Source organism: Aeromonas sp. FDAARGOS 1417 (assembly GCF_019046985.1).
In the GTDB taxonomy this organism is placed as follows: domain Bacteria; phylum Pseudomonadota; class Gammaproteobacteria; order Enterobacterales; family Aeromonadaceae; genus Aeromonas; species Aeromonas veronii.
In genome coordinates, this window is sequence record NZ_CP077221.1 from 2465298 (window position 1) to 2491341 (window position 26044).

21 protein-coding genes and 3 pseudogenes are annotated in these 26044 nt (G+C 60.8%); 15 read left to right on the plus strand and 9 right to left on the minus strand.

Translation table 11 applies throughout. From position 1 onward, the window contains the following. Positions 1-89 precede the first annotated feature (89 nt). From I6L47_RS11150 to I6L47_RS11160, 3 genes are all read left to right on the plus strand, one after another. Positions 90-296: a bacterioferritin-associated ferredoxin gene (locus tag I6L47_RS11150; protein ID WP_005335965.1), complete on the plus strand. Its 207-nt coding sequence runs from the start codon at positions 90-92 to the stop codon at positions 294-296. 144 nt (positions 297-440) lie between these two features. Continuing rightward, complete coding sequence (bfr, locus tag I6L47_RS11155) at positions 441-917, plus strand: bacterioferritin (RefSeq protein WP_005354959.1); 477 nt, start codon at positions 441-443, stop codon at positions 915-917. A 192-nt stretch (positions 918-1109) separates the two neighbouring features. Further along, on the plus strand, positions 1110-1568 hold the full coding sequence (locus tag I6L47_RS11160; protein ID WP_005354960.1) for a methylglyoxal synthase: 459 nt from the start codon (positions 1110-1112) through the stop codon (positions 1566-1568). Positions 1569-1657: 89 nt separating this feature from the next. On the opposite strand, the gene I6L47_RS11165 is transcribed toward I6L47_RS11160, so the two are convergent. Next, positions 1658-2809 carry an iron-containing alcohol dehydrogenase gene (locus I6L47_RS11165; protein ID WP_216947434.1) on the minus strand — a complete coding sequence of 384 codons (1152 nt, stop codon included), beginning with the start codon at positions 2807-2809 and terminating at the stop codon, positions 1658-1660. A gap of 143 nt (positions 2810-2952) precedes the next feature. Next, complete coding sequence (locus I6L47_RS11170) at positions 2953-3408, minus strand: hypothetical protein (RefSeq protein WP_216947435.1); 456 nt, start codon at positions 3406-3408, stop codon at positions 2953-2955. A 473-nt stretch (positions 3409-3881) separates the two neighbouring features. Here I6L47_RS11170 and I6L47_RS11175 point away from each other — a divergent pair, with 473 nt between their 5' ends. Next, complete coding sequence (locus tag I6L47_RS11175) at positions 3882-5354, plus strand: C69 family dipeptidase (protein WP_216947436.1); 1473 nt, start codon at positions 3882-3884, stop codon at positions 5352-5354. A 48-nt stretch (positions 5355-5402) separates the two neighbouring features. Here I6L47_RS11175 and I6L47_RS11180 read toward each other — a convergent pair. Together I6L47_RS11180 and I6L47_RS11185 are read right to left on the minus strand one after the other, a co-directional pair. Continuing rightward, positions 5403-6721 (minus strand): annotated as a pseudogene (locus tag I6L47_RS11180) (IS4 family transposase). A 110-nt stretch (positions 6722-6831) separates the two neighbouring features. Next, positions 6832-7281, minus strand: a complete 450-nt coding sequence (locus tag I6L47_RS11185; RefSeq protein WP_005335916.1) for a YaiI/YqxD family protein — start codon at positions 7279-7281, stop codon at positions 6832-6834. Between the two features lie 140 nt (positions 7282-7421). On the opposite strand from I6L47_RS11185, the gene zntB reads away from it, so the two are divergent. Both zntB and I6L47_RS11195 read left to right on the plus strand, forming a co-directional pair. Beyond that, on the plus strand, positions 7422-8387 hold the full coding sequence (gene zntB / locus I6L47_RS11190; RefSeq protein WP_216949345.1) for a zinc transporter ZntB: 966 nt from the start codon (positions 7422-7424) through the stop codon (positions 8385-8387). A gap of 13 nt (positions 8388-8400) precedes the next feature. After that, entirely contained in the window at positions 8401-8913 is a 513-nt protein-coding gene (locus I6L47_RS11195; protein WP_005335914.1) for a mechanosensitive ion channel domain-containing protein, read from the plus strand. A gap of 34 nt (positions 8914-8947) precedes the next feature. Here the strand turns inward: I6L47_RS11195 and I6L47_RS11200 are convergent. Beyond that, a pseudogene (locus I6L47_RS11200) lies at positions 8948-10275 on the minus strand (IS4 family transposase). A 174-nt stretch (positions 10276-10449) separates the two neighbouring features. Continuing rightward, entirely contained in the window at positions 10450-11877 is a 1428-nt protein-coding gene (hldE, locus tag I6L47_RS11205; RefSeq protein WP_139462352.1) for a bifunctional D-glycero-beta-D-manno-heptose-7-phosphate kinase/D-glycero-beta-D-manno-heptose 1-phosphate adenylyltransferase HldE, read from the minus strand. A gap of 204 nt (positions 11878-12081) precedes the next feature. On the opposite strand from hldE, the gene lpxL reads away from it, so the two are divergent. The 8 genes and pseudogenes from lpxL to I6L47_RS11245 all read left to right on the plus strand — a co-directional run bounded on the left by lpxL (position 12082) and on the right by I6L47_RS11245 (position 21699). After that, positions 12082-13005: an LpxL/LpxP family Kdo(2)-lipid IV(A) lauroyl/palmitoleoyl acyltransferase gene (lpxL, locus tag I6L47_RS11210; RefSeq protein ID WP_021231687.1), complete on the plus strand. Its 924-nt coding sequence runs from the start codon at positions 12082-12084 to the stop codon at positions 13003-13005. A gap of 627 nt (positions 13006-13632) precedes the next feature. After that, a complete protein-coding gene (locus I6L47_RS11215; protein WP_216947437.1) occupies positions 13633-15555 on the plus strand; it encodes a PTS mannitol transporter subunit IICBA in 1923 nt (640 codons plus the stop codon). Between the two features lie 37 nt (positions 15556-15592). Continuing rightward, positions 15593-16738: a mannitol-1-phosphate 5-dehydrogenase gene (locus I6L47_RS11220; protein WP_216947438.1), complete on the plus strand. Its 1146-nt coding sequence runs from the start codon at positions 15593-15595 to the stop codon at positions 16736-16738. 133 nt (positions 16739-16871) lie between these two features. Continuing rightward, a complete protein-coding gene (locus I6L47_RS11225) occupies positions 16872-17393 on the plus strand; it encodes an MltR family transcriptional regulator (RefSeq protein WP_047436914.1) in 522 nt (173 codons plus the stop codon). 190 nt (positions 17394-17583) lie between these two features. Continuing rightward, positions 17584-19371, plus strand: coding sequence for a sodium:proton antiporter (locus I6L47_RS11230; RefSeq protein WP_216947439.1), 1788 nt, complete (start codon positions 17584-17586; stop codon positions 19369-19371). Next, on the plus strand, positions 19368-19940 hold the full coding sequence (locus tag I6L47_RS11235) for a DNA-J related domain-containing protein (protein WP_216947440.1): 573 nt from the start codon (positions 19368-19370) through the stop codon (positions 19938-19940). The genes I6L47_RS11230 and I6L47_RS11235 overlap by 4 nt, the downstream gene beginning before the upstream one ends. Positions 19941-20018: 78 nt before the next feature. Next, positions 20019-20267 (plus strand): hypothetical protein, encoded by a 249-nt coding sequence (locus I6L47_RS11240; protein ID WP_005363113.1) that lies wholly within the window; start codon positions 20019-20021, stop codon positions 20265-20267. 118 nt (positions 20268-20385) lie between these two features. Further along, positions 20386-21699: pseudogene (locus I6L47_RS11245) on the plus strand (IS4 family transposase). Positions 21700-21753: 54 nt separating this feature from the next. On the opposite strand, the gene I6L47_RS11250 reads toward I6L47_RS11245, so the two are convergent. Further along, complete coding sequence (locus I6L47_RS11250) at positions 21754-23148, minus strand: PepSY domain-containing protein (RefSeq protein ID WP_216947441.1); 1395 nt, start codon at positions 23146-23148, stop codon at positions 21754-21756. 268 nt (positions 23149-23416) lie between these two features. Between I6L47_RS11250 and I6L47_RS11255 the strand changes: the two genes are divergently transcribed. Then, a complete protein-coding gene (locus tag I6L47_RS11255; protein WP_216947442.1) occupies positions 23417-23824 on the plus strand; it encodes a hypothetical protein in 408 nt (135 codons plus the stop codon). 27 nt (positions 23825-23851) lie between these two features. Here the strand turns inward: I6L47_RS11255 and I6L47_RS11260 are convergent, their stop codons facing one another. Both I6L47_RS11260 and dbpA read right to left on the minus strand, forming a co-directional pair. Continuing rightward, complete coding sequence (locus I6L47_RS11260; RefSeq protein WP_005335921.1) at positions 23852-24142, minus strand: YkgJ family cysteine cluster protein; 291 nt, start codon at positions 24140-24142, stop codon at positions 23852-23854. 89 nt (positions 24143-24231) lie between these two features. Further along, positions 24232-25611 carry an ATP-dependent RNA helicase DbpA gene (dbpA, locus tag I6L47_RS11265; RefSeq protein ID WP_201953403.1) on the minus strand — a complete coding sequence of 460 codons (1380 nt, stop codon included), beginning with the start codon at positions 25609-25611 and terminating at the stop codon, positions 24232-24234. Positions 25612-26044 lie beyond the last annotated feature (433 nt).

Here is a 26044-nt window from a genome sequence, read left to right on the forward strand (position 1 = left end):
GGCAAGCAGGGGATCTTATTACCAATAGTTATTTGAACTACGAACCATTCTCATTTAGATTTCATCTCATTCCACAAGAGGTGACCATCATGTACGTCTGTTTGTGCCGCGGCATCACAGATACCCAGATCCGCAAAGCGGTGCAGTCAGGTAAAAGCGAATTCCGCCAGCTCAAGCAGTCGCTCGAGGTGGGCGCCCAATGTGGCAAATGCGTGCGCATGACCATGGAGATCATTGCAGCCGAGCTCGACAAGATGGAGCAGGAGCAACCCGTGCTCTACTACGAAGTGGCCTGATCCGGACACCTCCTTTCTGATGCGACCCGCCAACAGGGTCACCCCTTTTCTCAGGCGAGCTGGCTCGCCAGACCTCTTGTTGTCACTTTTCTGGACTAAGCTCTAACGATCGAAGCCTCAGGCACGAACCAAGGAGCACTGTCGATGAAAGGAGATCCCAAGATCATTGCCCACCTCAACAAGGTGCTGGCCAATGAGCTGATTGCCATCAACCAATACTTCCTGCATGCCCGCATCTACGATGACTGGGGCCTAAAGGCGCTCGGGCACAAGGAGTATCACGAGTCTATCGATGAGATGAAACACGCCGACGAGCTGGTCAAGCGCGTGCTGTTTCTCGAAGGGCTGCCCAATTTGCAGGATCTGGGCAAGCTGCGCATCGGCGAGACCGTCGAAGAGATGCTGCGCTGCGACCTCTCGCTGGAGATGGATGCCATCCCCGACCTCAAGGTAGCCATCGCCTATGCCGAGTCGGTGCAGGACTACATCAGCCGCGACCTGTTCCAGGAGATCCTGGAGGATGAGGAGGAGCACGTGGACTGGCTGGAGACCCAGCTAGACCTTATCGATCGCATCGGGCTGGAGAACTACCAGCAGTCGCAACTGCACCACGGCTCCTGAGCCAGCAGGCCAGCAAGCCAGCAAGCAAAGAGACCCGCCAGCGCGGGTCTCTTTATTTGGGCCGCCATATTTGAGTTGCATGACCCGAAAACTTTTCGACAGGATCACAGTTAATACGCCCGACACAGCATCTGTCATGGCTTTCGATTAGGATACGGCTCTCTTCCAATAACAATGCTACGGACGATTTCCATGGAACAGATTGCACGCGAGATGGCACCCCACAAACGGGTAGCACTGGTGGCTCACGACAACATGAAGACCCCTCTGCTGAACTGGGTGATGCGGCGCAAGGAGGAGCTCAAGCTCCACCATCTTTACGCCACCGGCACCACCGGCACCATGCTCGGCAAGCAGGCACAACTGCCCATCACCTGCCTCTTCTCCGGCCCCATGGGTGGCGACCAGCAGCTCGGCGCCCTGATCGCCGAAGGGAAGATCGATGTGCTGATCTTCTTCTGGGATCCCCTCAATGCAGTACCCCACGATCCGGACGTGAAGGCGCTGCTGCGGCTGGCGGCGGTCTGGAACATCCCGGTCGCCACCAACGAGGCGACCGCCGACTTCATCATGGACAGCCCCCATATGCGGCAAGCGTTCAGCGTGCAGATCCCGGATTACGCCGGTTATCTGAAGGCGCGTACCGAGTGATCGGCTAACCCGTCATACAAGAGGGCCGCAACAAGCGGCCCTCTTTAATTGGGAAAATGCATCAACCAGGGAAACAAATCGACGCTGGCTTATAACGCTCGGGCGAGGATCCGCGCGACCTGATCCGGGTCGATATCCTGCTGCTCACCGAGCGCGGTGCGCCCCACCCGCTTGAGGTTGGAGCAGACCGCCGGAATGCAGCTTTCGCTGAGGCCATAGTCGGCCAGCCGGGTACCCAGTCCCATCTTCTGGAAGAACTGCTCGGTGCGGATGATCGCCTCCTCGATGCGCAGGGCCTTGTCCTCGCGGGTCGAATGCCACACCCGCTCGGCAAACTGGGCCAGCTTGTCCTGCTTCTGGCTCGCCCGCTCACGCAGCAGTGAGGGGAGCACCACCGCCAAGCTCTGGCCGTGATCCAGCCCGTAGAGCGCCGTCAGCTGATGGCCGATGGCGTGAGAGGCCCAATCCTGCGGCACTCCGCAACCGATAAGGCCGTTGAGCGCCAGACTGGCCGCCCACATCAGATTGGCCCGCACCTGATAGTTGGTCGGCTCCGCCAGCGCCCAGGGGCCATTCTCCACCAGCACCTGCAGCAAACCTTCCGCCAGCCGATCCTGTACCTCGCCTCCCACCGGAAAGGTGAGGTACTGCTCGGCGATATGGACGAAGGCATCCACCACTCCGTTACCGGTCTGGCGCGGCGGCAAACTGTAGGTGGTCGCCGGATCGAGCACCGCAAATTGCGGCTGCACCAGCGGGCTTCTGAAGGAGATCTTCACATCCCCGCGGCTCACCACCGAAGTGGGATTGCTCTCGGAGCCGGTGGCTGGCAGGGTCAGCACACAGCCCATCGGCAGCGCCTTGTGCACACTCGCCTGTTTACCGCAGATATCCCAGGGATCATCCCCCTCGTAGCAGGCCGCCGCCGCAACAAACTTGGTGCCATCGACTACCGAGCCGCCACCGACCGCCAGCAGGAAGTCGATGCGCTCGCGTTTCACCTGCGCCACCGCCTCCATCAACAGCTCGAATCTGGGGTTGGCGCCGATGCCGGAGAACTCCTGCCACGTCACCCCCTCCAGCGCCCGGGTCAGCTGCTCATAGACGCCGTTTTGCTTGATACTGCCTCCGCCGTAGAGCACCAGCAGCCGGCTGCCGGGCGGGATCAGTTCGGGCAGGCTGGCGATCTGCCCCTCGCCGAAACAGATGCGGGTCGGATTGGCATATTGGAAGTTGTACACGGCGGACTCCTCGACTGGCTCAATGCGCGGACATTGTGCGCTTGTGGGGAGGTGAGGTCAAAAGAGGTGGCAGAAGCTTGCCCATCGGCGGTCGACACTGGCCCATCTGTGCCGACCGGGCATCTCTCACAACAGTGACGGGATCAGGCGGTTTTGGCCTTATCTGTGGATGAGCTCTTCTTGCCGGTCAGGCGATCCATTGCCTCTTTCAGCATCGCATCTTTCTGCTCGTTGAGCGGCTTGCTCTGCTCCGCACGCTCTTCCGGCGTCAGCTTCTTGTTATCGGCGATGGTCTTGAGCTTCTCTTCGATCTCGTTGAACTTCTTGCGATCGAAACCAAGCGCCTTGTCCACCAGCTGCTGCACCACGCCCCCCTTGTCGGAGCTCATATCCAGCGCCGGTGGCAACTTGTTGTTCTTGGCCAGATGTTCGTAGGTCAGCACCTGCTGGGCCTGACCGGTCATGCGCTGGGTGGAGAGGCTGACCATCTCCTCCCAGCCACCGCCCTGACCGCCGCTACTGGCACTGTTGAGGGTAGCGAGGGCGCGGTTGTTGGATGCGCTCTGGGCAAGCTGCTGGCTGTAGGGTTTGATATCCATGGGGGCTCCAATTCAGTGCGCATCTGCGGCAATGGGCACAGGCTGATCCGGTCACATGGGGCGTCAGGCCCCACCATTATCAATTAAACCAGCAAGTTACAGGCCAACTTGTCAGATAGTGCGAGATCCAGAGATATGGCGGATCTCACCACGTCCCCCACGCAAACTGGCGTCAGAATCATGACTCATCTGCTGCCAGTTCACGCTGTTTTGGCACATTTCGCCGTCCGCGTACCACGACGCCAGAGAAAAGTCAGGAACCGCAGCTCGATCACAAAATAAACAACCACTCGGGAATACAATTTTGGCGCACATCACAACCAGCCAGCCGTGTCATGGATGATCTGTTCGAAAAACCAATAACAGGCAGACCAATCTGCCGTGCTCACTCCGCTGCCAGTTCGGAGTTGCAGCCTCCCCACACCTCATCCCCTCGCCTGACTCTCACTCACCGCAACCCTTCAGGTACACCTATGAAAAAACACACCTTGAGTCTTCTCTCCGCCACCCTGCTCACCCTGCTTGGCACCAGTGCCGACGCCTGTACCGGCCTCATCGTCGGCAAGGGGGCCAGTGCCGATGGCAGCGTGATGATCGCCAGAAACGAGGATTTTGGCGTCAACAACTGGAACAAGTACCTCGCCTTCCGGCCCGCGCAGCAGAACGAGGGCAAACTCTGGAAACTGGGCAACGGGCTGGAAGTGCCGATGCCAAAGGCGTTTTTCGCCTACTCAGCCATTCGTGACTGGGATGCTACGTCCAGCGACCCGGCAGGCAAATATTACGAGGAGCGCGGCATCAACGAGTTCAACGTCGCCATCTCGGCCACCACCAGTGCCGAGGTCAACGACAAGGCCCAGAAAGCCGATCCGCTGATCGAGAAGGGAGTGATTGAAGCCATCATCCCGACCCTGATCCTGCCGCAGGCCAGGGCGGCCAAAGAGGGGGTCGAGCTGCTCGGTCGCTATGTGGAGCAATATGGCGCCGGTGAGGGCAACAGCCTCTATCTGGCAGATGTGAACGAAGCCTGGCTGATGGAGATCGGCTCCGGCCACCACTGGATCGCGGTGCGGGTGCCGGACGACAGCTACGCCATGGTGGCCAACGGCCTGCGCATCCACGGCGTCAATCTCGACAGCGCAGATGTGCTGCACTCGCCTAAGCTGCTGGAATTTGTACGCGAACACAAACTGCTGGATAACGCCGACCCGAAAGAGTTCAACTTCGCCAAGGCGTTCGGGGTGATTGCCGACCCCTACAACGTGGATCGGGAGTGGCTCGGCCAGAACATGCTGACGGCCTCCCACAAACAGGCGACCCGGCAGGCGCAATATCCACTGTTTATGAAGCCGGATGCCCCCATCGCCGTGCCGGACGTGGCCAAGGTGCTGAGCGCCACCTATGACGGTACGCCGCTCGCGGGCAAGGCGGAGCGGCCGATCCGCGTCGATCGCCAGCTGGAATCCCACGTCATCCAGCTGCGCAAGGAGATGCCCAAAGAGCTGCAGGGGCTCATCTGGCAGAGTTACGGCGTGCTGGCCGAATCTGTGATGGTGCCGCTCTACAACACCCTGGAAAACTATCCCCTACCCTATCGCACCGGCAGCGACAGCTACTCCGACGATTCCGCCTACTGGCAGCTCCGCAGCCTGACCGCGCTGGCCAGCTCCGATCCGGACAAATACCTGCCGCTGCTGCGCGGCGTCTGGAGCAAGGAGAGCGCCAAGCTCTACAAGGAGGTGGCGCTGCTCGACAAGAGCCTGAAGCAGGCCTATGCCAGCGACAAGGCTACCGCCATCGGGCTGGCTGCCGACTACTCCTATGGCCAGTTGGAGCAGACCTATCAGATGGCCAAAGCGCTGCGCTACAAGCTGATGACGGATCTCACCAAGCGCACCGAGAAGAAGTATTCAGAGGAAGAGTTCAAGAAGATCATGAGCCTGTGACCGGCTCGCCAACGCAAAGAGGCTCCCAGGGGAGCTAATGCCAGTCAGTTAAGCCTGATTGGCATTGTTTTTATTGGCTTTTTTCACACTATACCTCTGTTGCCTTGGCTTCACGCAGCGGGGGTAACTTCGCTCCCTTCGTTCCGGCAGCACAAACTGGCCCGCTTGTTTCTCCAAGTCAGCTACCCGCTTCGGGATAGTACCCGGTGATAGGTACGGCATGCAGCTCAGTTCATGGATGAGGTACACCGATGCCATGTGAAAACTCAACTGGCTCGCCGTGTATCCCTTCAGACTCGCCGCCATCTTTACCATCTGGCTGCGCAGCAGGTTATACGCCAGCAGCACGCCCCACAGCTCTTGCCGTGTTCCCGCCGCCTTCTTGCTGCGCAGGGTCAGCCGGTGTTGTTGCAGGCTGTGCTTCATCTCCCGATAGCCCAACTCGATTTCTCAGCGATGGCTGTAGAGCTCGACAATATCGGCGCTCGGAAAGCGCATCGGGTCGACCATTGAGGTCAACACTTGCCGCTGATGTTGCGGGTCAGCAAGCGGGCTTCCACTGTATCCGGCAGGTGCGGCCACTTCTTCCTCGCCTGTGGGCTGGTTTTCAGCAAGACCAGTGCATCCTGGCGCCCCAGTTTGCGCACCATCTCGTATTGGGTGGCCTTTTTGAGCGGCAGCAACCAGTGCCGCTCACAGCCGGTGGTTTGCCAGGCGTGGAGCAGGCCGAGGGAGTAAAACCCCTTGTCGAACAGGGTGAGCGAGTGGTCCGGTGTGCGCGCGATGAGTTGCTCGGCCAGAACCATCTCGTTGACGGCGCAGCTCTCCATGACGGCTTGCGTGAGCAGGTGGCTGGTCAGCTCCATCTGACAGAGCATGCGCACCTGCGGATAGGCGGTCTCGCCATGCCGGGTACTGGGCTTGGCAAAGGCGGCGGCATTATCCGGGGTATCGGATGTGCGCCACATCACGCCATCGACGGCGAGCAGTTGCAGCCCGGCCCAGCCGGGGTGATTGGCCTGCTGGTGCCAGCTTGCGGCGGTCTCCTGAAACAGCCGCTCAAGGCTCTTGTGGCCAAGCTTTTGGCGAGCTTGCAGGAAGGCGCTGGGGGCAACGAAGGGGCGGTCACCGGGCAAGAGGATATCGAGCTGATTGACCAGCTGGGTCATGGGGGCGTGGCGGAAGATGGCCATGCCGATGATGGCCCAGACCAGACGCTCCATGGGCATGCGGCGACGGCGCAGGGTAGCGACGCCCTCTTCGCCGAGCAGCGTCATGATGAGCTCGGGAGGAATGAGGTCAGAGAGTGACTCAAACTGGGCAGCATTGCTGGCGTGGAGGAAATCAAGAGCCTGGTCGATACGCATAAAAAATCCGAAACCAATCAACAGGTTTCGGATTTTTACACATCAGGAGGATCGGTCAATTGATCCTTAACTGATCGGCATTACCCATATTGGGCGCCTTTAGGGTCTCTTTACAGCTTGCCTTTGACCAGCCACTTGTCGAGGGCGTTGGCGAAGCGCTGTTTGTCGGCGGCATTGAAGGGGGCGGGGCCGCCGGTCTGCACGCCGGCCGAGCGCAGCTCTTCCATAAAGTTGCGCATGCCGAGCCGCGCCTTGATGGTCTCGCGGGTGTAGATCTCGCCACGGGGATTGAGCGCCTCGCCACCTGCATCGATCACCCAGGAGGCGAGAGGAATATCGCCAGTGATCACCAGATCGCCGGGTTGAACCTGCTGGGCGATGACATGATCTGCCACATCGAATCCCTTCTCCACCTGCTGGGTTTTGATGAAGGGCGAGGGGGGCACCCGCAACCCCTGATTGGCCACCAGGGTGGTGACGACCTGGGCGCGGTGGGCGGCGCGGTAGAGGATCTCCTTGACCGGAATGGGGCAGGCATCGGCATCAACCCAGATGGGCATGGCATGGTTTCCTGTAGTGAAAGCGGATGGAAAACGAGAGCGGCCATGTTAACACAGGCCTCCCCTTCCAGGCGCGGGGCTGAGTCGGCCCCGCCTTTGGTGTAAGCTGGGGCCAGCACATGAAACGAGAAGGAGACGAGATGGATCGGGTGCCCGGTGAAGTGATTTATGCCCTGACCCTGGATGGCAAGGGTGGCATGGCGCCGCTGACGGCGGGAAGCGAAGTCCCGGTGGCACATCCCGGCTGGCTGCATCTGGATTACGGCAATCCCGATTCGGCGCGCTGGCTGTTGCAGACTCCCTTGCTCAGCGAGGCGGCCAGGGAGTCGCTGCTCGGCCAGAGCAATCGTCCCAAGCTGGTGCGGATGGGGGAGACGGTGCTGCTGATCCTGCGCGGCATCAACCACAACAAGGATCACAGGCCCGAAGAGATGGTGGCGCTGCGCATCTTCATCACCCCGGATCTCATCATCAGCAGCCGTCGTCGTCCGCTGCTCTCCGAACAGGATGTCTTCAACCAGCTCAAGCTGGGGGGCGGCGCCGATACCCCGGCCGACTGGCTGGTGGAGATCTGCGATGCCCTGACCGATCGGGCGGGGGAGTTTGTCGAGGAGCTGCACGACAAGATCCTCGATCTGGAGGAGATGGTGCTGATGCGCGACATGCCCGCCAATGGCCGCTTGGCGCTGATCCGCAAGCAGCTCATCATGATCCGCCGCTACCTCTCCCCCCAGCGGGATCTGGTGGCACGGCTGGCCAACGAGAAGATCAGCTGGCTGGATGAGGATGACCGCCGCCGTCTGCTCGATATCGCCGACCGGCTGCGGCGCTGGCTCGATGACCTCGATGCCGGGGTGGCGCGCACCGCTGTGCTGGCAGACGAGATCAACAATCTGATGGCGGAGGCGACCAACCGCCGCGCCTACCAGATGTCGGTGATGGCGCTGCTCTTTTTACCTGCCAGCTTCCTGACCGGTCTGTTTGGCATCAACCTCGGCGGTATCCCCGGGGCCGAGAATCCGACTGCCTTCTGGGTCTTCTGTGGTTCGCTGGTGGCGCTGGCAAGCGGGCTGGCTATCTGGCTCAAGCATCGGCGCTGGTGGTAAGGAGGCATAACCCATGTGGCAATCAATTGGCCTGACCCTGCTGCTGTTGCTGGGTCATACCCTGATCCGGCGGCTGATTCACAAGAGCCTGCTGGCGCTCGGTCAGAGCAGGCAGGTGAGCGAGAACCGGGTGCTCTACGTGGCCCATGTGTTCCACTTCCTGCTCGGCTGCGCCACCTTGCTGGTACTGGCCGGGGTGTGGGGGCTCGACTTCTCCCGACTGGTGGTGCTCGCCTCCTCCTTCTTTGCGGTATTGGGGGTCGCCATGGTCGCCCAGTGGTCGATCCTCTCCAACATCACCGCCAGCATCACCATCTTCTTCGCCTTTCCCTACAAGATTGGCGATCGGATCCGTATCCTCGACAAGGATGATTCGGTCACTGGCGTCATCACCGAGATTGGTCTCTTCTATGTGCGGGTGCGTGATGACAACGGCGATCTGGTCACCTATCCGGCCAACCTGATCCTGCAAAAGCCGGTCAGGAAGCTGGAGGGCAAGGTGGTGGAACCGCTGCAACCGGAATAACAAAAGGCTCCCTCGGGAGCCTAATGCCAGTCAGTTAAGCCTGAATGGCATTGTTTTTATTGGCTTTTTGCACCGCATACTTTTGTGGTCTTGCCTTCACACTGCGGGGATACTCCGCTCCCTTCGCTCCGGCAACACAAACTGCCCCGCCTGCTTATCCAGCTCCGCCACCCGCTTCGGGATACTCCCAGGTGACAGGTACGGCATGCAGCTCAGTTCATGGATGAGGTACACCGATGCCATGTGAAAACTCAACTGGCTCGCCATGTATCCCTTCAGACTCGCCGCCATCTTTACCATCTGGCTGCGCAGCAGGTTATACGCCAGCAGCACGCCCCACAGCTCTTGCCGTATCCCCGTCGCCTTCTTGCTGCGCAGGGTCAGCCGGTGTTGTTGCAGGCTGTGCTTCATCTCCCGATAGCCCAACTCGATTTCTCAGCGATGGCTGTAGAGCTCGACAATATCGGCGCTCGGAAAGCGCATCGGGTCGACCATTGAGGTCAACACTTGCCGCTCCTTGCCGCTGATGTTGCGGGTCAGCAATCGGGCTTCCACCGTGTCCGGCAGTTGCGGCCACTTGTTGCGTGCCTGTGGACTGGTCTTGAGCTGCACCAGCACATCCTGACGCCCCAGCTTGCGCACCACCTCATACTGCGTGCCCTTTTTGAGCGGCAGCAACCAGTGCCGCTCACAGCCGGTGGTTTGCCAGGCGTGGAGCAGGCCGAGGGAGTAAAACCCCTTGTCGAACAGGGTGAGCGAGTGGTCCGGTGTGCGCGCGATGAGTTGCTCGGCCAGAACCATCTCGTTGACGGCGCAGCTCTCCATGACGGCTTGCGTGAGCAGGTGGCTGGTCAGCTCCATCTGACAGAGCATGCGCACCTGCGGATAGGCGGTCTCGCCATGCCGGGTGCCGGGCTTGGCAAACGCGGCGGTATTGTCCGGGGTATCGGATGTGCGCCACATCACGCCATCGACGGCGAGCAGTTGCAGCCCGGCCCAGCCGGGGTGATTGGCCTGCTGGTGCCAGCTTGCGGCGGTCTCGTGAAACAGCCGCTCAAGGCTCTTGTGGCCAAGCTTTTGGCGAGCTTGCAGGAAGGCGCTGGGGGCAACGAAGGGGCGGTCACCGGGCAAGAGGATATCGAGCTGATTGACCAGCTGGGTCATGGGGGCGTGGCGGAAGATGGCCATGCCGATGATGGCCCAGACCAGACGCTCCATGGACATGCGGCGACGGCGCAGGGTAGCGACGCCCTCTTCGCCGAGCAGCGTCATGATGAGCTCGGGAGGAATGAGGTCAGAGAGTGACTCAAACTGGGCAGCATTGCTGGCGTGGAGGAAATCAAGAGCCTGGTCGATACGCATAAAAAATCCGAAACCAATCAACAGGTTTCGGATTTTTACACATCAGGAGGATCGGTCAATTGATCCTTAACTGATCGGCATTACGACCGCAAGGTCGCCTTTTTGTTATCCGTATTTCTGTCGGCTTGCTACCGCCGATAATGAGCCCCGCCAGATTGCGGGGCCAGCGGCGCTTTAGCCGCGCTCGCGGATCGTCTTGATGATGTCGGTGGTGGAGCAGCCATCCTCGAAGTTGAGAACGCGCACCTCGCCGCCATTGGCGGTCACCTCGGCGTAACCGGCGATATCTTCCGGCTTGTAGTCGCCGCCCTTGACCAGCAGATCCGGCAGGATCTCGGCGATCAGACGCTGCGGGGTATCCTCGGAGAAGGGCACCACCCAGTCCACTGCGCCCAGCGCAGCCAGTACGGCCATGCGGCGCTCGGTCGGGTTGACCGGACGACCCGGCCCTTTCAGGCGGCGAACCGACTCGTCGGTGTTGACCGCCACGATCAGGCGATCCCCCAGCTTGCCAGCGTTGGCCAGATAGGAGACATGGCCAGCGTGCAGGATGTCGAAGCAACCGTTGGTCATCACCACCTTCTCGCCACGCAGACGGGCGGCACGAACAGCTACTTTCAGCTGGGCTTCGGACATGACGCCAAAGCCGGTCTCCTGCTCGGTATAGAGGGCGTTGGCCAGCTCGACCGGACTGACGGTAGAGGTACCCAGCTTGCCGACCACGATACCGGCTGCGGTATTGGCCAGCGCACAAGCTTCGTCCAGGCTCTTGCCTGCCGCCAGCGAGGTAGCCAGGGTCGAAATCACGGTATCACCGGCACCGGTCACATCGTAAACCTCATGGGCCTGAGCTGGCAGATGCAGCTCTGGCTGACCTTCGCGGATCAGAGTCATGCCGTTCTCGGAACGGGTGACCAGCAAGGCATCCAGCTCGAAACGCCTGACCAGATCCAGCCCCTTGGCGACCAGCTCCTCTTCGCTCTTCACCTTGCCCACCACGGCCTCGAATTCGGACATGTTGGGGGTCAGCAGAGTGGCACCGCGATACTTCTCGAAGTCGGTCCCCTTGGGATCGACCAGCACCGGAATGCCGGCGGCACGGGCGCGCTGGATCATGCCGGGCACATCGTTGAGAGCACCCTTGCCATAGTCGGAAAGGATCATCACGTCGCTGTTTGGCAGCGCCTGCTCGACCTTGCTCATCAGCAGAGTGGCATCGACGGAGTGGAAGGGCTCTTCAAAGTCCAGACGCAGCAGCTGCTGGTTGCGGGACAGCACCCGCAGCTTGGTGATGGTCGGGAAGTCGGCCAGACGAACGAAATCACAGGCCACCTTGACGCCAGCCATCTGGCCAGCCAAGGCATCGGCAGCCTCGTCCTGACCGGTCAGGCCAAGCAGCACAGCGTGAGCGCCAAGGGCGGCGGAGTTGAGGGCCACGTTGGCCGCGCCACCCGGGCGCTCCTCAATGTGTTCAACCTTGACCACGGGCACCGGCGCCTCGGGGGAGATCCGACCGGTAGGGCCATGCCAGTAACGGTCCAACATGACATCGCCAACGACCAGAACGCGGGCTTTTTCAAAATCGGGCAGGGTGATCTTCATCTGTATCGACTCTCAAAACCTGAAAAATCAGCGGGCGATTTTATCACACTCTTTTATCCGGTGTAGAAAAAGCCGACCGCAGTTGCCGCCGCTGTCACGCTAACCGGACGCAGGCTACCCCTCTGACCAGCACACAGCCATTCGCCCCCGCCCCCCCTTTTCGGCTAGAATCCCCCGATTGTGTTTGCGAACAAGAGATTAGCCATGGCCCATGACAACGCTCCCCGCCTGGAGCCCCGCCTGTTTCATCCCCGTTACTGGGCCAGCTGGTTCGGCCTCGGCCTGCTCTGGCTGCTGACCCTGCTGCCGTGGCGCAGCCAGATGTGGCTGGGCCGTCAGCTCGGTCGTCTCGCCGCCAGGATATTGAAGTCCCGGGTCAAGATTGCCCGTCGCAATCTGGAGCTGGCGATGCCCGAACTGACCCGGGATGAGCGGGAGAAACTGCTTAAGGCAAACTTCGAGAGCGTGGGCTGCGCCGTGTTCGAGGTGGGGATCGCCTGGTTCTGGCCAGACTGGCGGATGCGCAACCTGATGAAGGTGGAAGGGGAAGAGCACGTCATCGCCGCCATGGAAAAAGGTCAGGGCATGCTGCTGCTCTCCTGCCACTTCCTGACGCTGGAACTCAACGCCCGCTGTTTCGGGCTGGTTCGCCCAGGGGTCGGGGTCTATCGCCCCAACACCAACCCGGTACTGGAGTATGCCCAGTACCACGGCCGCTGCGCCTCCAACAAATATCTGGTAGACCGGATGGATGTGAAGGGGATGATCAAGGCGCTGCGCAACGGCGACGCTCTCTGGTATGCACCGGATCACGACTACGGCAGCCACGCCAGCGTGTTCGTGCCCTACTTCGCGGTAGAGCAGGCGGCCACCATCACCGGCACCGCCACCCTGGCGCGGGTGAAAAATACCGTCACCCTGCCCTGCTACAACATCCGCACCAGCGAGGGTTACACCCTGCATATCGGCGCGCCGCTCGCCGACTACCCCAGCGGGGATGACATGGTTGATGCCGCCCGCGCCAACCGCGAGATTGAAGCCGCCGTGCGCAAGGCGCCGGAGCAGTACATGTGGCTCCATCGCCGCTTCAAGACCCGCCCCTCCCCCGAGGATGCCGGTTTCTACTAAACCGCAGCCCCCGACAGGGGATAGCTCGTAAAAACCGACAAACCGCCTGCTGGCGGTTTGTTTTTATCTGCAGTCTGGCCTGCGCGGCAAACAAGCGCTCCGAACATCTGCCGCTCGATAACATCCTGCATGTTGGCGCCCATTCCCATCGGCCAGCAGCAAAAGAGACCTCATCACCAACCGTAAAAACTGAAAGCGGGTTACAAATTTATTGATTCATTGGTAAGCAATGGGGTGTTTCGATAGATCCATCGTCACTACCCGCTGATGAGTAATTGAGTGATTTGTCCCATTCGAATACAAAAACTAAATTTGTGATGCAAATCACCTTTGCATGAAGGAACGGTAAAGCTGAATTAGTGATATCAATCACAAAAAATGGTCATTAAAAACAGAAAAGATCGAAATGTAGCCGAATTACAGCATGGGAATGTGATGTGGGTCACTGGCTATGGAGGGGGTATCGTTGGGTATCTGAGAGTTGGATCACAAGACACCCCGTTTTCAGCCTAATTTGATATCAAGCTGGTAGATTGAAGTTGCTTAGACGACCGGGATGGCGGTTCGGCAAAACCGGCCATCCCGACTACCACTTTTAATCAAACAGGCTTAAAACGGGGTCCCGACATGTTATCACCGGATACCAAAGTCAAGATACAGAATTTTGGACGCTTCCTGTCCAATATGGTCATGCCCAACATAGGCGCCTTTATCGCCTGGGGCTTTATCACCGCCCTCTTCATCCCCACCGGCTGGCTGCCCAATGAAACCTTGGCCAAGCTGGTCGGCCCCATGATCACCTACCTGCTGCCGCTGCTGATTGGCTACACCGGCGGCAAACTGATTGGCGGCGAGCGCGGCGGCGTGGTCGGCGCCATCACCACCATGGGTGTCATCGTGGGAACCGATATCCCCATGTTCATGGGAGCCATGATGGTCGGCCCGCTCGGTGGCTGGGCCATCAAGCGCTTCGACAAGGCGATGGACGGTCGCGTCAAGAGCGGCTTCGAGATGCTGGTCAACAACTTCTCCGCCGGCCTTATCGGCATGCTGCTGGCCATCCTCGCCTTCTTCGTGATTGGCCCCTTCGTCAAGGTGCTCTCCGGCCTGCTGGCCGGTGGCGTCGGCTTCCTGGTGGAAAACCACATGCTGCCGCTCACCTCCATCTTCGTCGAACCGGCCAAGATCCTGTTCCTCAACAACGCCATCAACCACGGCATCTTCTCGCCGCTGGGGATCCAGCAGGCGACCGAGCACGGCAGCTCCATCTTCTTCCTGATTGAAGCGAACCCGGGCCCGGGCATGGGCGTGCTGCTGGCCTACATGGTGTTCGGTCGTGGTGCCGCCAAGCAGTCCGCGGCTGGCGCCTCCATCATTCACTTCTTCGGCGGCATCCACGAGATCTACTTCCCGTATGTGCTGATGAACCCGCGCCTCATTCTGGCGGTGATCGCCGGTGGCATGACCGGGGTCTTTACCCTGACCCTGTTCAACGCCGGTCTGGTCTCCCCTGCCTCACCGGGTTCCATCTTCGCCGTGTTGTTGATGACGCCGAAAGCCTCCCTGATCGGGGTCGCCCTCTCCATCATCAGCGCCACCCTGGTCTCCTTCCTGGTCGCCGCCGTGTTCGTGCGTGCCCAGCAGCCGGAAGCGGACGAGGCCGATGCGCTCGGTGAAGCCACTCGCAAGATGAAAGCCATGAAGGGCGGCAAGCCCGAAACCGCAGCGGCCAAGAAGCCGGGCGGCGAACTGATGGCGGTACGCAATATCGTGGTCGCCTGCGATGCGGGCATGGGCTCCAGCGCCATGGGCGCCGGCATGCTGCGCAAGCGGGTGCAGGCCGCAGGGCTCGATATCAGCGTCACCAACCGCGCCATCGATCAACTCGACGATCAGGTGGACTGGGTCATCACCCATAAGGATCTGACCGAGCGGGCCCGTCGCCATGCGCCGAACGCTCACCATATCTCGCTCACCAACTTCCTCGACAACGGCCTCTATCAGGAGCTGGTACAGAGCCTGAGCCGCGCCGCCAACGATGATGTCGCCAACCCGCAGCTGCTGGTGGCCGCCAACGACGACAGCTACGAGCCGCAAGCAGCCGAAGTCTTTACCCTGAGCCGTCATGACGTGCATCTGGGACTGAAAGCGGACAACAAGGAGGCCGCCATCCTGACCGCAGGCCGACTGCTGGCGGAGCGCGGCTATGTGGCGCCCGACTACGTCAACGCCATGCTGGAGCGCGAACAACTGGTCTCCACCTACCTCGGCGAATCCATCGCCGTGCCCCACGGCACCATCGCCGCCAAGGAGTTTGTGAAGCGTACCGGCATCGTCATTTGCCAGTACCCGGCCGGGGTCACCTTTGGCGAGGCTGCCGATGAGGTAGCGCGGCTGGTGATCGGCATCGCCGCCCGCAACGACGAACACATGCAGGTGATAACCCGCCTGACCAATGCACTGGATGAACCCGGTCTCATCGACCGGCTGGCCAGCACCACGGATCCCCAGGCCTTCCTGGATCTGCTGGGTGCCGAACAGGCTGCGTAATCATCTTTCATCGTCTTTGGTTCAAGAGGTTAATATCATGAAAACATTGCATTTTGGTGCTGGTAACATCGGTCGCGGCTTTATCGGCAAAGTGCTGGCGGATGCCAGCCATCAGGTCACCTTCGCCGACGTCAACGACACCCTAATCGACCAGCTCAACCACCGTCAGGAGTACAAGGTACATGTGGTGGGTGCGGATCAGAAGCTGGACGTGGTGCGCAACGTGGCGGCGGTGAGCTCCGCCGGTCACGAGGTGATCGCCCGTATCATCACTGCCGATCTGGTCACCACGGCAGTGGGCCCCAACATTCTGGACAAGATTGCCAGCACCCTGGCCAAGGGGCTGCAGGCCCGCTTCGATGCCGGCAACCTGACCCCGCTCAACGTCATCGCCTGCGAAAATATGGTGCGTGGCACCAGCCACCTCAAGCAGGAGGTACTCAAGTACCTGCCGGTCGCGTATCATGCCACGCTCGAATCCTGTATCGGCTTCGTCGACTCGGCGGTGGATCGCATCGTGCCGCCCGCCGCGGCTGCCAACGATGATCCGCTGGAAGTGACGGTCGAGAGCTTCAGCGAGTGGATCGTCGACCAGACCCAGTTCAAGGGAGAGCTGCCACAGGTGGCGGGCATGGAACCCACCGACAACCTGATGGCCTTCGTCGAGCGCAAGCTGTTCACCCTCAACACCGGCCACATCGTCACCGCCTATCTCGGCAAACTGCGGGGCTACCGCACAGTGCGCGAGGCGATCGAAGATCCGGTGATCCGCAGCAAGGTGCGCCGCGCCATGGAGGAGAGCGGTGCCGTACTGGTGAAACGCTACGGCTTCGACCCGCGTCTGCACGCCGCCTACATCGAGAAGATCCTGGCCCGCTTCGCCAACCCCTATCTGGTGGACGAGATTGACCGGGTCGGTCGTCAGCCGCTGCGCAAGCTGGCGGCGGGAGATCGACTGGTAAAGCCGCTGCTGGGCACCCTGGAGTACGGCCTGCCGAGCGATCAGTTGCAGGAGGGGATCGCCGCGGCGCTCCACTATCGCAATGCCGATGACCCGCAGGCGGTGGAGTTGCAAGCCCTGCTGGCGGAGCTTGGCCCGGCCAAAGCGTTGGCCCGCGTCACCGGACTGGATGAAGAGAGCGAGGTGGTTCGCGCCATCATCGCCCGTTACGAAACCCTGTAATGACCCTGCTTGCGGCGCATTCAGCCACCACTGATAGCGCGCCAAGCGCTTGAATGGCAAGGGAATGTGCCCCATATGATAAAAACCGGGAGAGAGGCCCACTCTCTCCCTGTCAGCTGGACCCAATGCACCTATGACCACACACCAGGAAGATGAAGTACTGGAACGACTGAACGAGCAGGATGGCCCCCGCGGCTTCTTTCTCGAAGCCGTGACCATCCTGGAAGAGGCGGTCGACTCCCTGATGCGACGCGCGTTCCGTCAGGAGGAGTATGCCGTCAAATACGCCATCGAACCCCTGCTCAACCAGAGCGGCCCCCTCGGCCAGCTGGAGGTGCGCCTCAAGCTCATCTTCGCCCTCGGCCTCATATCACTCGAGCGCTATCAGGATATCGAAGCCTATATCAAGATCCGCGACTTTCTGGTGCGCGACCCCAAGGATTACCGCTTCAGCGACAAGCCGATCCGCGATCTGCTCGACCGCCTGCACGGGGTCAATCAGGGCGGCATGATGAAGCTGGAGCCCCCCGCCAGCGAAGAGGATTGGGCCTTCTACCAGATGCAGCTCAACCGGCTCGATCAGATGGTGCGCTCCGCACTGGTACTGACGCTGGCCGACTGTGTCGGCGAGCTCCACAAGGAGAGCCCCATCTAATCCGGCCCCAAGGCCACCCCATCACCACGGTTGGCGTCTGGCTGGCGCCCTTCACACCACCGCCAGCCATCATGACGCCGACTGTCGCACATCTCCCCATCCCGGCCATGACGCCCGCACCTTCGGGTGTCAATCTGACCAACTTAGCCACTACACTAGCTCCATACTCACTGCCTGAATCGAGGTCTGCATGATTGCCCTCTCTCTGGCCGGGATCGCCCTGGTCTCCGTGCTGGCCCAATGGCTCGCCTGGTCGCTGCGGGTACCCGCCATCCTGTTTCTACTTCTTACCGGCCTGACTCTGGGCCCGGTCAGCGGCCTGCTCGACCCCGATGCCCTGCTCGGGGATCTGCTGTTTCCGCTGGTCTCCCTGTCGGTGGCCATCATCCTGTTCGAGGGGGCGCTGACCCTCCATCTGGCCGAGCTCAAGGGGATCGGCAAGGTGGTGCGCAATCTCTGCTCCACCGGCATGCTGGTCAGTTTCGCCGTCATCGGCAGCGCCGGTTACTTCCTGCTGGGGCTGGACTGGCGGGTTGCCACCATGCTCGGCGCTGTGCTGGTGGTAACGGGCCCTACCGTGATCGCCCCCATGCTCAACGTGATCCGCCCCACCCGGGAGGTGGACCGCATCCTGCGCTGGGAGGGGATCGTCATCGACCCTATCGGCGCCCTGTTTGCGGTGCTGGTGTTCGAGGCGGTACGCCTCGGCAGTCAGGGGGATCTCATCAGCCATACCCTGCTGGCGCTGGGCAAGACAGTGCTGGTCGGCTCCCTGATCGGGGTGGCGGCAGGCTGGCTCACCACCCTGCTCATTCGCAAGGACTGGCTACCGGTCAGCCTGCACAAGTTCGGGGTGCTGGCGCTAGTGCTGGTCACCTTCAGCCTCTCCAACTGGCTCAGCCACGAGTCCGGCCTGCTGGCGGTGACCGTGTTCGGCATCTGGCTCGCCAATCAGGAGGGGCTGGATCTGGAGGAGGTGCTGGCGTTCAAGGAGGATCTCGCGGTCATCCTTATCTCCAGCCTGTTTATCCTGCTGGCGGCCCGCCTCGATCTGGCACAGCTCTGGCAGCTCGGCCCCATGGTGCTGGCGCTGCTCTGCGTGGTGCAGTTCGTGGCGCGCCCGCTCTGTATTCTGGTCTCGACCTGGGGCTCGGATCTCTCCTGGCGGGCTCGCGCCCTGCTGAGCTGGATCGCCCCGCGCGGCATAGTCGCGGCGGCAGTCAGCGCCTCGTTTGCCATCAGCCTGCATCAGGCCGAGATCCCCGATGCCGACAAGCTAGTGCCGCTGGTATTTGCGGTGATCATCTCCACCGTGGTGTTGCAGAGCCTCACCTCGGCACCGCTGGCCAGCCTGCTCAAGATGCGCCAGAGCGCCCCCAACACCTGGCTCATCATAGGGGCCAACTCGGTGGCGCGGGCCATAGGCCGGGCGCTGGCGGATCAGGGGGTGCCGGTACAACTCTGCGATCCCGCCTGGGAGTTCTGCAAACAGGCGCGGATGAGCAACCTCCCCTGCTATTTCGGCAACCCCCAGTCGGAACATGCCGAGCTGCATCTGCCGCTTACCAGCATCAGTACCGTGCTGGCGCTCTCCCCCAATCGCCACAACAACGCCCTCGGGGTGCTGCACTTTGCCCACCTCTACGGCGAGGAGCAGGTCTACTCCCTGCGATCCAGCGAGCAGCACGGCAAGGCCAACCGGGAGAGTGCCACCTTTCGCGCTCGCCAGAACCTGTTCGGCCCCGACATCAACTATGCCAAGCTGAGCGGCTTGCTGAGCCGGGGTGGCCAGATCAAGGCGACCCGCCTGAGCGAGGCGTTCGACTGGGCCCAGTATCAGACCGCCAATCCCGGCGCCATCCCGCTCTTCATCATGGATGGCAAGGGCAAGCCCCAGATCGTTACCGGCCCCGTCACTCCGCAAGCGGGTGAGCTGCTGATCGCCCTGCAGCCGCCCAGGGAGCAGGGCGCCGAATGAACGAAGCCAACCACAATCCGCTGATCGCCCCTCTGCTGGTGCTATTGCAACAGGCGGCGGGCAGCTACAAGGTGCATGAACTGATGGCGGCTCTGCGCCAGCAGGGGGCAATTCCGGTACTGGCCGACGATGAACAGCTGCAGCTGTTTCGGGTCAACTTCCTGATCATGAACGCCCTCTACCAGTTGCAGGCCGAACTCTGGCAAGAGGGGTGGTGGCTGGTGATCAGCACCCTGGATATCCGGCTCGAACCGCTGGCCGGGAATCAGGAGGCCAACCACGGCTTTGCCCTTGGCGAAAATCTGCGTAGCTACTATCTCGACTGGCAGGTGTTCTGGCAGACCGACCGTGCCGAAGTGGAGGCCCTGCTCAACCGCTTCTGGCGCGCTTATGACGGTGAGGGGCACAAAGCCGAGGCGCTGGCCCTGTTCGAGTTGAATGAGGGGGCGAGTCAGGAGGCGCTCCGCCGCCGCTGGCGGGAGCTGGCACTGCAACACCATCCGGATCGGGGCGGCAATGCCGAGACTTTTGTCCGCATCCGCTGGGCATGGGAGGTCCTGCGGGGATGATCCCGTTGCCGCACCACTGTTGCCGCACATAAAGGGCAGGCATAGACTGGAGCTGGATATTCCCCACAGGAGAGCATCATGACAGTCAGTGAACTTCGTAAGCTCTATCAGCAACAGATCCTGCAAGAGGCCGAAATACTCCACGACGTGGCTATTCCCGGCTGGCTCATCGAATTCAGAGGCAAGGATGGCGCCCTCTACGAGCTGACCGACACCCTCGGCTGCCCGGTCAGTTTCGGCACCGTCGAGCAGGCCCGCGAACATCTGCATCAGGTGGCCGACTGCCCGGTTCAGGTGGAGCACCTCTACCGCTTCTTCGAACGCTAGCGCCACCCACCGCACAGTAAAAAGGCTCCCGAGGATAATGCCGATCAGTTAAGGATCCATTTACCGACCCTTCTGATTTGTGAAAATCCGAAACTTGTTGATTGGTTTCGGATTTTTTATGCGTATCGACCAGGCTCTTGATTTCCTCCACGCCAGCAATGCTGCCCAGTTTGAGTCACTCTCTGACCTCATTCCTCCCGAGCTCATCATGACGCTGCTCGGCGAAGAGGGCGTCGCTACCCTGCGCCGTCGCCGCATGCCCATGGAGCGTCTGGTCTGGGCCATCATCGGCATGGCCATCTTCCGCCACGCCCCCCATGACCCAGCTGGTCAATCAGCTCGATATCCTCTTGCCCGGTGACCGCCCCTTCGTTGCCCCCAGCGCCTTCCTGCAAGCTCGCCAAAAGCTTGGCCACAAGAGCATTGGGCGCCTGTTTCACGAGACCGCCGTAGGCTGGCACCAGCAGGCTAATCACCCCGGTTGGGCCGGGCTGCAACTGCTCGCCGTCGATGGCGTGATGTGGCGCACATCCGATACCCCGGATAATGCCGCCGCCTTTGCCAAGCCCAGTACCCGGCATGGCGAGACCGCCTATCCGCAGGTGCGCATGCTCTGTCAGATGGAGCTGACCAGCCACCTGCTCACGCAAGCCGTCATGGAGAGCTGCGCCGTCAACGAGATGGTTCTGGCCGAGCAACTCATCGCGCGCACACCGGACCACTCGCTCACCCTGTTCGACAAGGGGTTTTACTCCCTCGGCCTGCTCCACGCCTGGCAAACCACCGGCTGTGAGCGGCACTGGTTGCTGCCGCTCAAAAAGGCCACCCAATACGAGATGGTGCGCAAACTGGGGCGCCAGGATGCACTGGTCTTGCTGAAAACCAGCCCACAGGCGAGGAAGAAGTGGCCGCACCTGCCGGATACAGTGGAAGCCCGCTTGCTGACCCGCAACATCAGCGGCAAGTGTTGACCTCAATGGTCGACCCGATGCGCTTTCCGAGCGCCGATATTGTCGAGCTCTACAGCCATCGCTGAGAAATCGAGTTGGGCTATCGGGAGATGAAGCACAGCCTGCAACAACACCGGCTGACCCTGCGCAGCAAGAAGGCGACGGGGATACGGCAAGAGCTGTGGGGCGTGCTGCTGGCGTATAACCTGCTGCGCAGCCAGATGGTAAAGATGGCGGCGAGTCTGAAGGGATACACGGCGAGCCAGCTGAGTTTTCACATGGCATCGGTGTGCCTCATCCATGAACTGAGCTGCATGCCGTACCTATCACCGGGTACTATCCCGAAGCGGGTAGCTGACTTGGAGAAACAAGCGGGCCAGTTTGTGCTGCCGGAACGAAGGGAGCGAAGTTACCCCCGCTGCGTGAAGCCAAGGCAACAGAGGTATAGTGTGAAAAAAGCCAATAAAAACAATGCCAGTTAGGCTTAACTGACTGGCATTATCCCGATATGGGAGCCCTTTTTGGTTTTGGCGGGTTTAGCTGGCGCGCGCCACCCTGAGGGGGCGGCGGGAGAAAATCAGGGTATCCAGCAGCCAGATGGCGACCATGGAGGTGCCCACCAGCGGGAAGGCGATCCCCAGCAGGATCAGCAGGGCGATGGCACCGCGCATCGGCGGGAGTTTGGCAGGCAGCGGCGGCGCGGCGAGACGGCCCTGCGGACGGCGGCACCACCAGATCCACAGACCACTCACGGCGCTGGCCAGCACCATCAGGCAGATAAGCAGCATGGCGAGCTGGTGGGGCCAGCCGTAGAGCTTGCCCATGTGCAGCATGACGCCGCTCTCCACCGTCTTGGCGACCGGGCCGTAATCCTGCCAGCGCACATCGGCCAGCACCTTGCCGCTGTATTGATCGATATGCAGGGTGGCGTCGTTGCGCGGATCGTCGGCAAACAGGGCGATGGTGTAGACGCCGGTGGCGCCGACCGGCGGGGTGATGCTGTAACCCGGTTGAACTCCCCGCTCATGGGCGATCTCGACCACCTGTTGCAGCGGGATCCGCTGGCTGGCCATCACCATTCCCTCGTGCTCGCCGTGGTTCATGGCACCGTGATCGTGCCCCTCATCGACCGGCTGCGAGCTGGGCATAGGGGTGTTCTCCACCGCCCAGGGAACGGTCTGCTCGTGGGCCTGATTCAGGCTGCGGGCCAGCGGTGCCGATTTGGGCACCTCATTCCACATGGCGGCCGGGAAGCGGTTCCAGACCGCGGCAAACTGATCGCCCCAGAAACCGGTCCAGGTCATGCCGCTCAACAGCAATAGCAGCAGGAAACCGGCGCCCCAGAAGCCGACCACAGCGTGCAGATCCCGCCACCAGAGGCGTCCGCGCTGGTTCACTCTGGGCCAGAGAATACCGCCCACGCCGGGCCCCTTGCGCGGCCACCAGAGATAGAGGCCGCTGATGAGCAGCACTATCCCCCAGCCGGCAGCCAGCTCGATCAGCCGATCTCCGGTGGTACCGAGCAGCAGCTCTGCGTGCAGAGCGCGAGCGACTGCCTGCAGATTCCACTTGTTATCCATGGTGCCGAGCAGGGCGCCGCTGGCGGGATCCATAAACAGGGTCAGCTCGCGATCCCCCTGATTGACGATGAACTGGGCGCTCTGGTCGGGTGCGGCAGGCGGCAGGTATTTACGCAGGCTGGCATCGGGCATGGTCATCATCGCCTTGGCCAGCAGTTGGTCGGCACTCAGGGTCTGGCTGGCGGGGGCGACCTTCATCAGCTCGGGGTACATCAGGTTGTCGAGCTGGGGTTTGAACAGATAGACGATCCCGGTCAGTGACAGCAGGATCAGGAAAGGGGCGACAAAGAGACCGGCGTAGAAGTGCCAGCGCCAGATCCGTTGGTAATGACTCGAGTCCCTGTTTTTCATTGCACATCCTTGTTGGGGTGCCAAACCTTTCGGCTGGTGGAATGTTTGTGGCGGCGCGGATAATAGCAGTAACGTTTCGTTAACTGCAATCACACATCTTGAGACCGATTCAGTGCGGGATGTGGGTAACATGAGGTGCCGACGGTTTGCTGGATAGGATGATCACGCTTTGGGGAAAGCCTGTTTGCTGCTGGACTTTTCCTTATAAATTATTACCTTGTGGTAACAATTTGCAGGCGATGGTGGTGGTAACGGAATGGGAGCAGTCATGCAGCCACATGGGCAATTTGACATGGAGTGCAGGGGCCAGATGCTGATCTGCCGCCCGAGTGGCCCCTTCAATCTGGCAGGTGCCATGGCCTATGAGGCGCGTTTTCGTCACGAACTGGCCGGATTGATGGATGGCCCCTGGGGGATTGTCGAGGTCGCGACCGAGTTTGAAGCGGCCGGGCCCGAGGTGCTGGCCCGTTTTCGTCGCCAGTTTGGCTGGTGTGCCGAGAGTGGCTGTCAGTTTCTGGCGGTGGTTTTCGTAGGGGGCTTCAAGCGCTATCTGGCGGATAACATCTTCAAGGGGTTACCCTTTCGGGCGGTACGTTACTTCGAGCAGGAGGCTGCGGCCATCCAGTGGCTGGGGGAGCAGCTCAACACCGCTCCCTGTGAACCTGCGAGCGCTTGACGACCCCGCATTCTGGTTGGCTCGGGTTTACTCCAGCTTGATAAACCACTTGTCCCGCTCGTCAACGCAGTCTGGTTCACCCATTTCGAATTCGCGGCAGATCAGCGGCCGCACCTCGTAGATACGGCACATCATGGTGTTGCGGTCGAGGGCGGCGCACCAGCCATCGTCCAGCCGGCGCATGACCGGTATCTCGCCATCCCGTTCCAGTACATAACGGTCCGGCACGCCGGTATCGGTAAAGAGCATCACTTCGAGGCGGCAGCAGCAGGCTTCGCAGTTCTGGCAGCTCACATCGGTTTGGATTGCTTGGGTCATGGTGCCTGTCTTGCCGCATGGCGGCATCGGAGATATGAAACAGGCGCCTGTCAGGCGCCTGTGGTCTGGCTAACAGCTTGCAAAAAACCTTAGCCCAGTTTGCGGGTGCGGTAGCTGCGACCCTTGATTTTGCCTTCCTGCAACCGCTTGAGTGCGGCGCTCGCCACGCTGCGCTTCACGGCGACGTAGGAGTACTGCTCGGAGATCTGGATCTTGCCCACATCGGCGCCGGCAATGCCGCCTTCACCGGTCAGGGCGCCCAGAATGTCACCGGCCCGCACCTTGGTCTTGCGGCCTGCATCGATGGAGAGGGTCACCATTTGCGGGGCGATCGGCTTGATGTCGCGGCCGATGCTGTCGAGATCACCCAGCGGCATCGGAGCCTGCTGGTACTCTTCGATAAAGTTGACGCGCTGGGCTTCGTTCGGCTGATAGAGGCTCAGGGCCAGACCCTGCTGGCCGGCACGACCGGTACGGCCGATGCGGTGCACGTGCACTTCCGGATCGTAGGTCAGCTCGTAGTTGATGACGGCGCCCAGCTCCTTGATGTCGAGGCCGCGGGCCGCCACATCGGTGGCCACCAGAATGGTGGCGCTGCCGTTGGCAAAGCGCACCAGCACCTGATCCCGCTCGCGCTGTTCCAGATCGCCATTCAGCGCCAGCGCCGAGAAGCCCTTGGCGGCCAGATGGTCGGCCACGTCGTTACAGGCGCGCTTGGTGTTGCAGAACACCACGCAGGAGCTTGGCTGGTAGTGACTCAGCAGCCAGGTGAGGGCGTCGAGGCGCTGACCGGCCGGCACTTCATAGAGCTTCTGTTCGATGGCGCTCCCCTCGTGCAGGGACTCCACGCTCACCTCGACCGGATTGCGCTGCACGCCGCGGCTCATCTGGGCGATCCCTTCCGGATAGGTGGCGGAGAAGAGCAGGGTCTGACGCTGCTGGGGGGCATAGCTGATGACCCGGTTGATATCTTCGCCAAAGCCCATGTCCAGCATGCGATCCGCTTCATCCAGCACCAGCGTCTTGAGGCCGGAGAGCTCCAGCGTGCCTTGCTCCAGATGTTTGAGAATGCGACCCGGGGTGCCGACGGCGATGTGGGCACCAAAGCTCAGGGTGGCGGACTGCGGTGCGGTCGGGGTGCCGCCGCACAGGGTCACCAGCTTGACGTTGGGCAGGGCGCGCGCCAGACGACGGATCTCCTGAGCCACCTGATCCGCCAGTTCGCGGGTCGGGCAGAGCACCAGCGCCTGCACTTCAAGGCGGTTTACGTTGAGCTTGGCCAGCAGGCCGAGGCCGAAGGCGGCGGTTTTGCCGCTGCCGGTTTTTGCCTTGGCGATCAGGTCTTTGCCATCGAGCACCAGGGGCAGGCTCTGGGCCTGGATCGGGGTCATCTGCAGGTAACCCAGGCTGGTGAGGTTCTCTTGCAGGGCGGGGGAGAGATTGAGGCTGCTAAATTCGCTGTTGTTCACAAAAGGACTCTATTTCGGAGAAAACGGGGATGCGCGAGCGCTAAGGCCGCGCATCATACCAGAATGTGGCACCGGATGTGGCGGATTTTTGAACGGCTGGCCACGAGGGGCCATGAAAGGTTCATTTGTTGCCAAACCAATCGCGGGCGAGCACTGACAATGTAATAAGGACTATTTTTCAAACACTCATCTAATTATTTATCATGGATAAACGTTTTCTATTTTCAGTATTTTAATATAATAACTGGAAAATATTATGCGAGCAGTTACTGCGCCACAAGGAATGTTGCGAAAATGCTGATTAAATATTTTCAAAGAATATAAGAACGGCGCCACCACTGCTCAACATGATGTTTTTAAAAGGATTTATTTTATCTGTGTTGCGCGATTAATATCAGTTCATTGCACAATTAATTTAAAAACGTTTGTATTA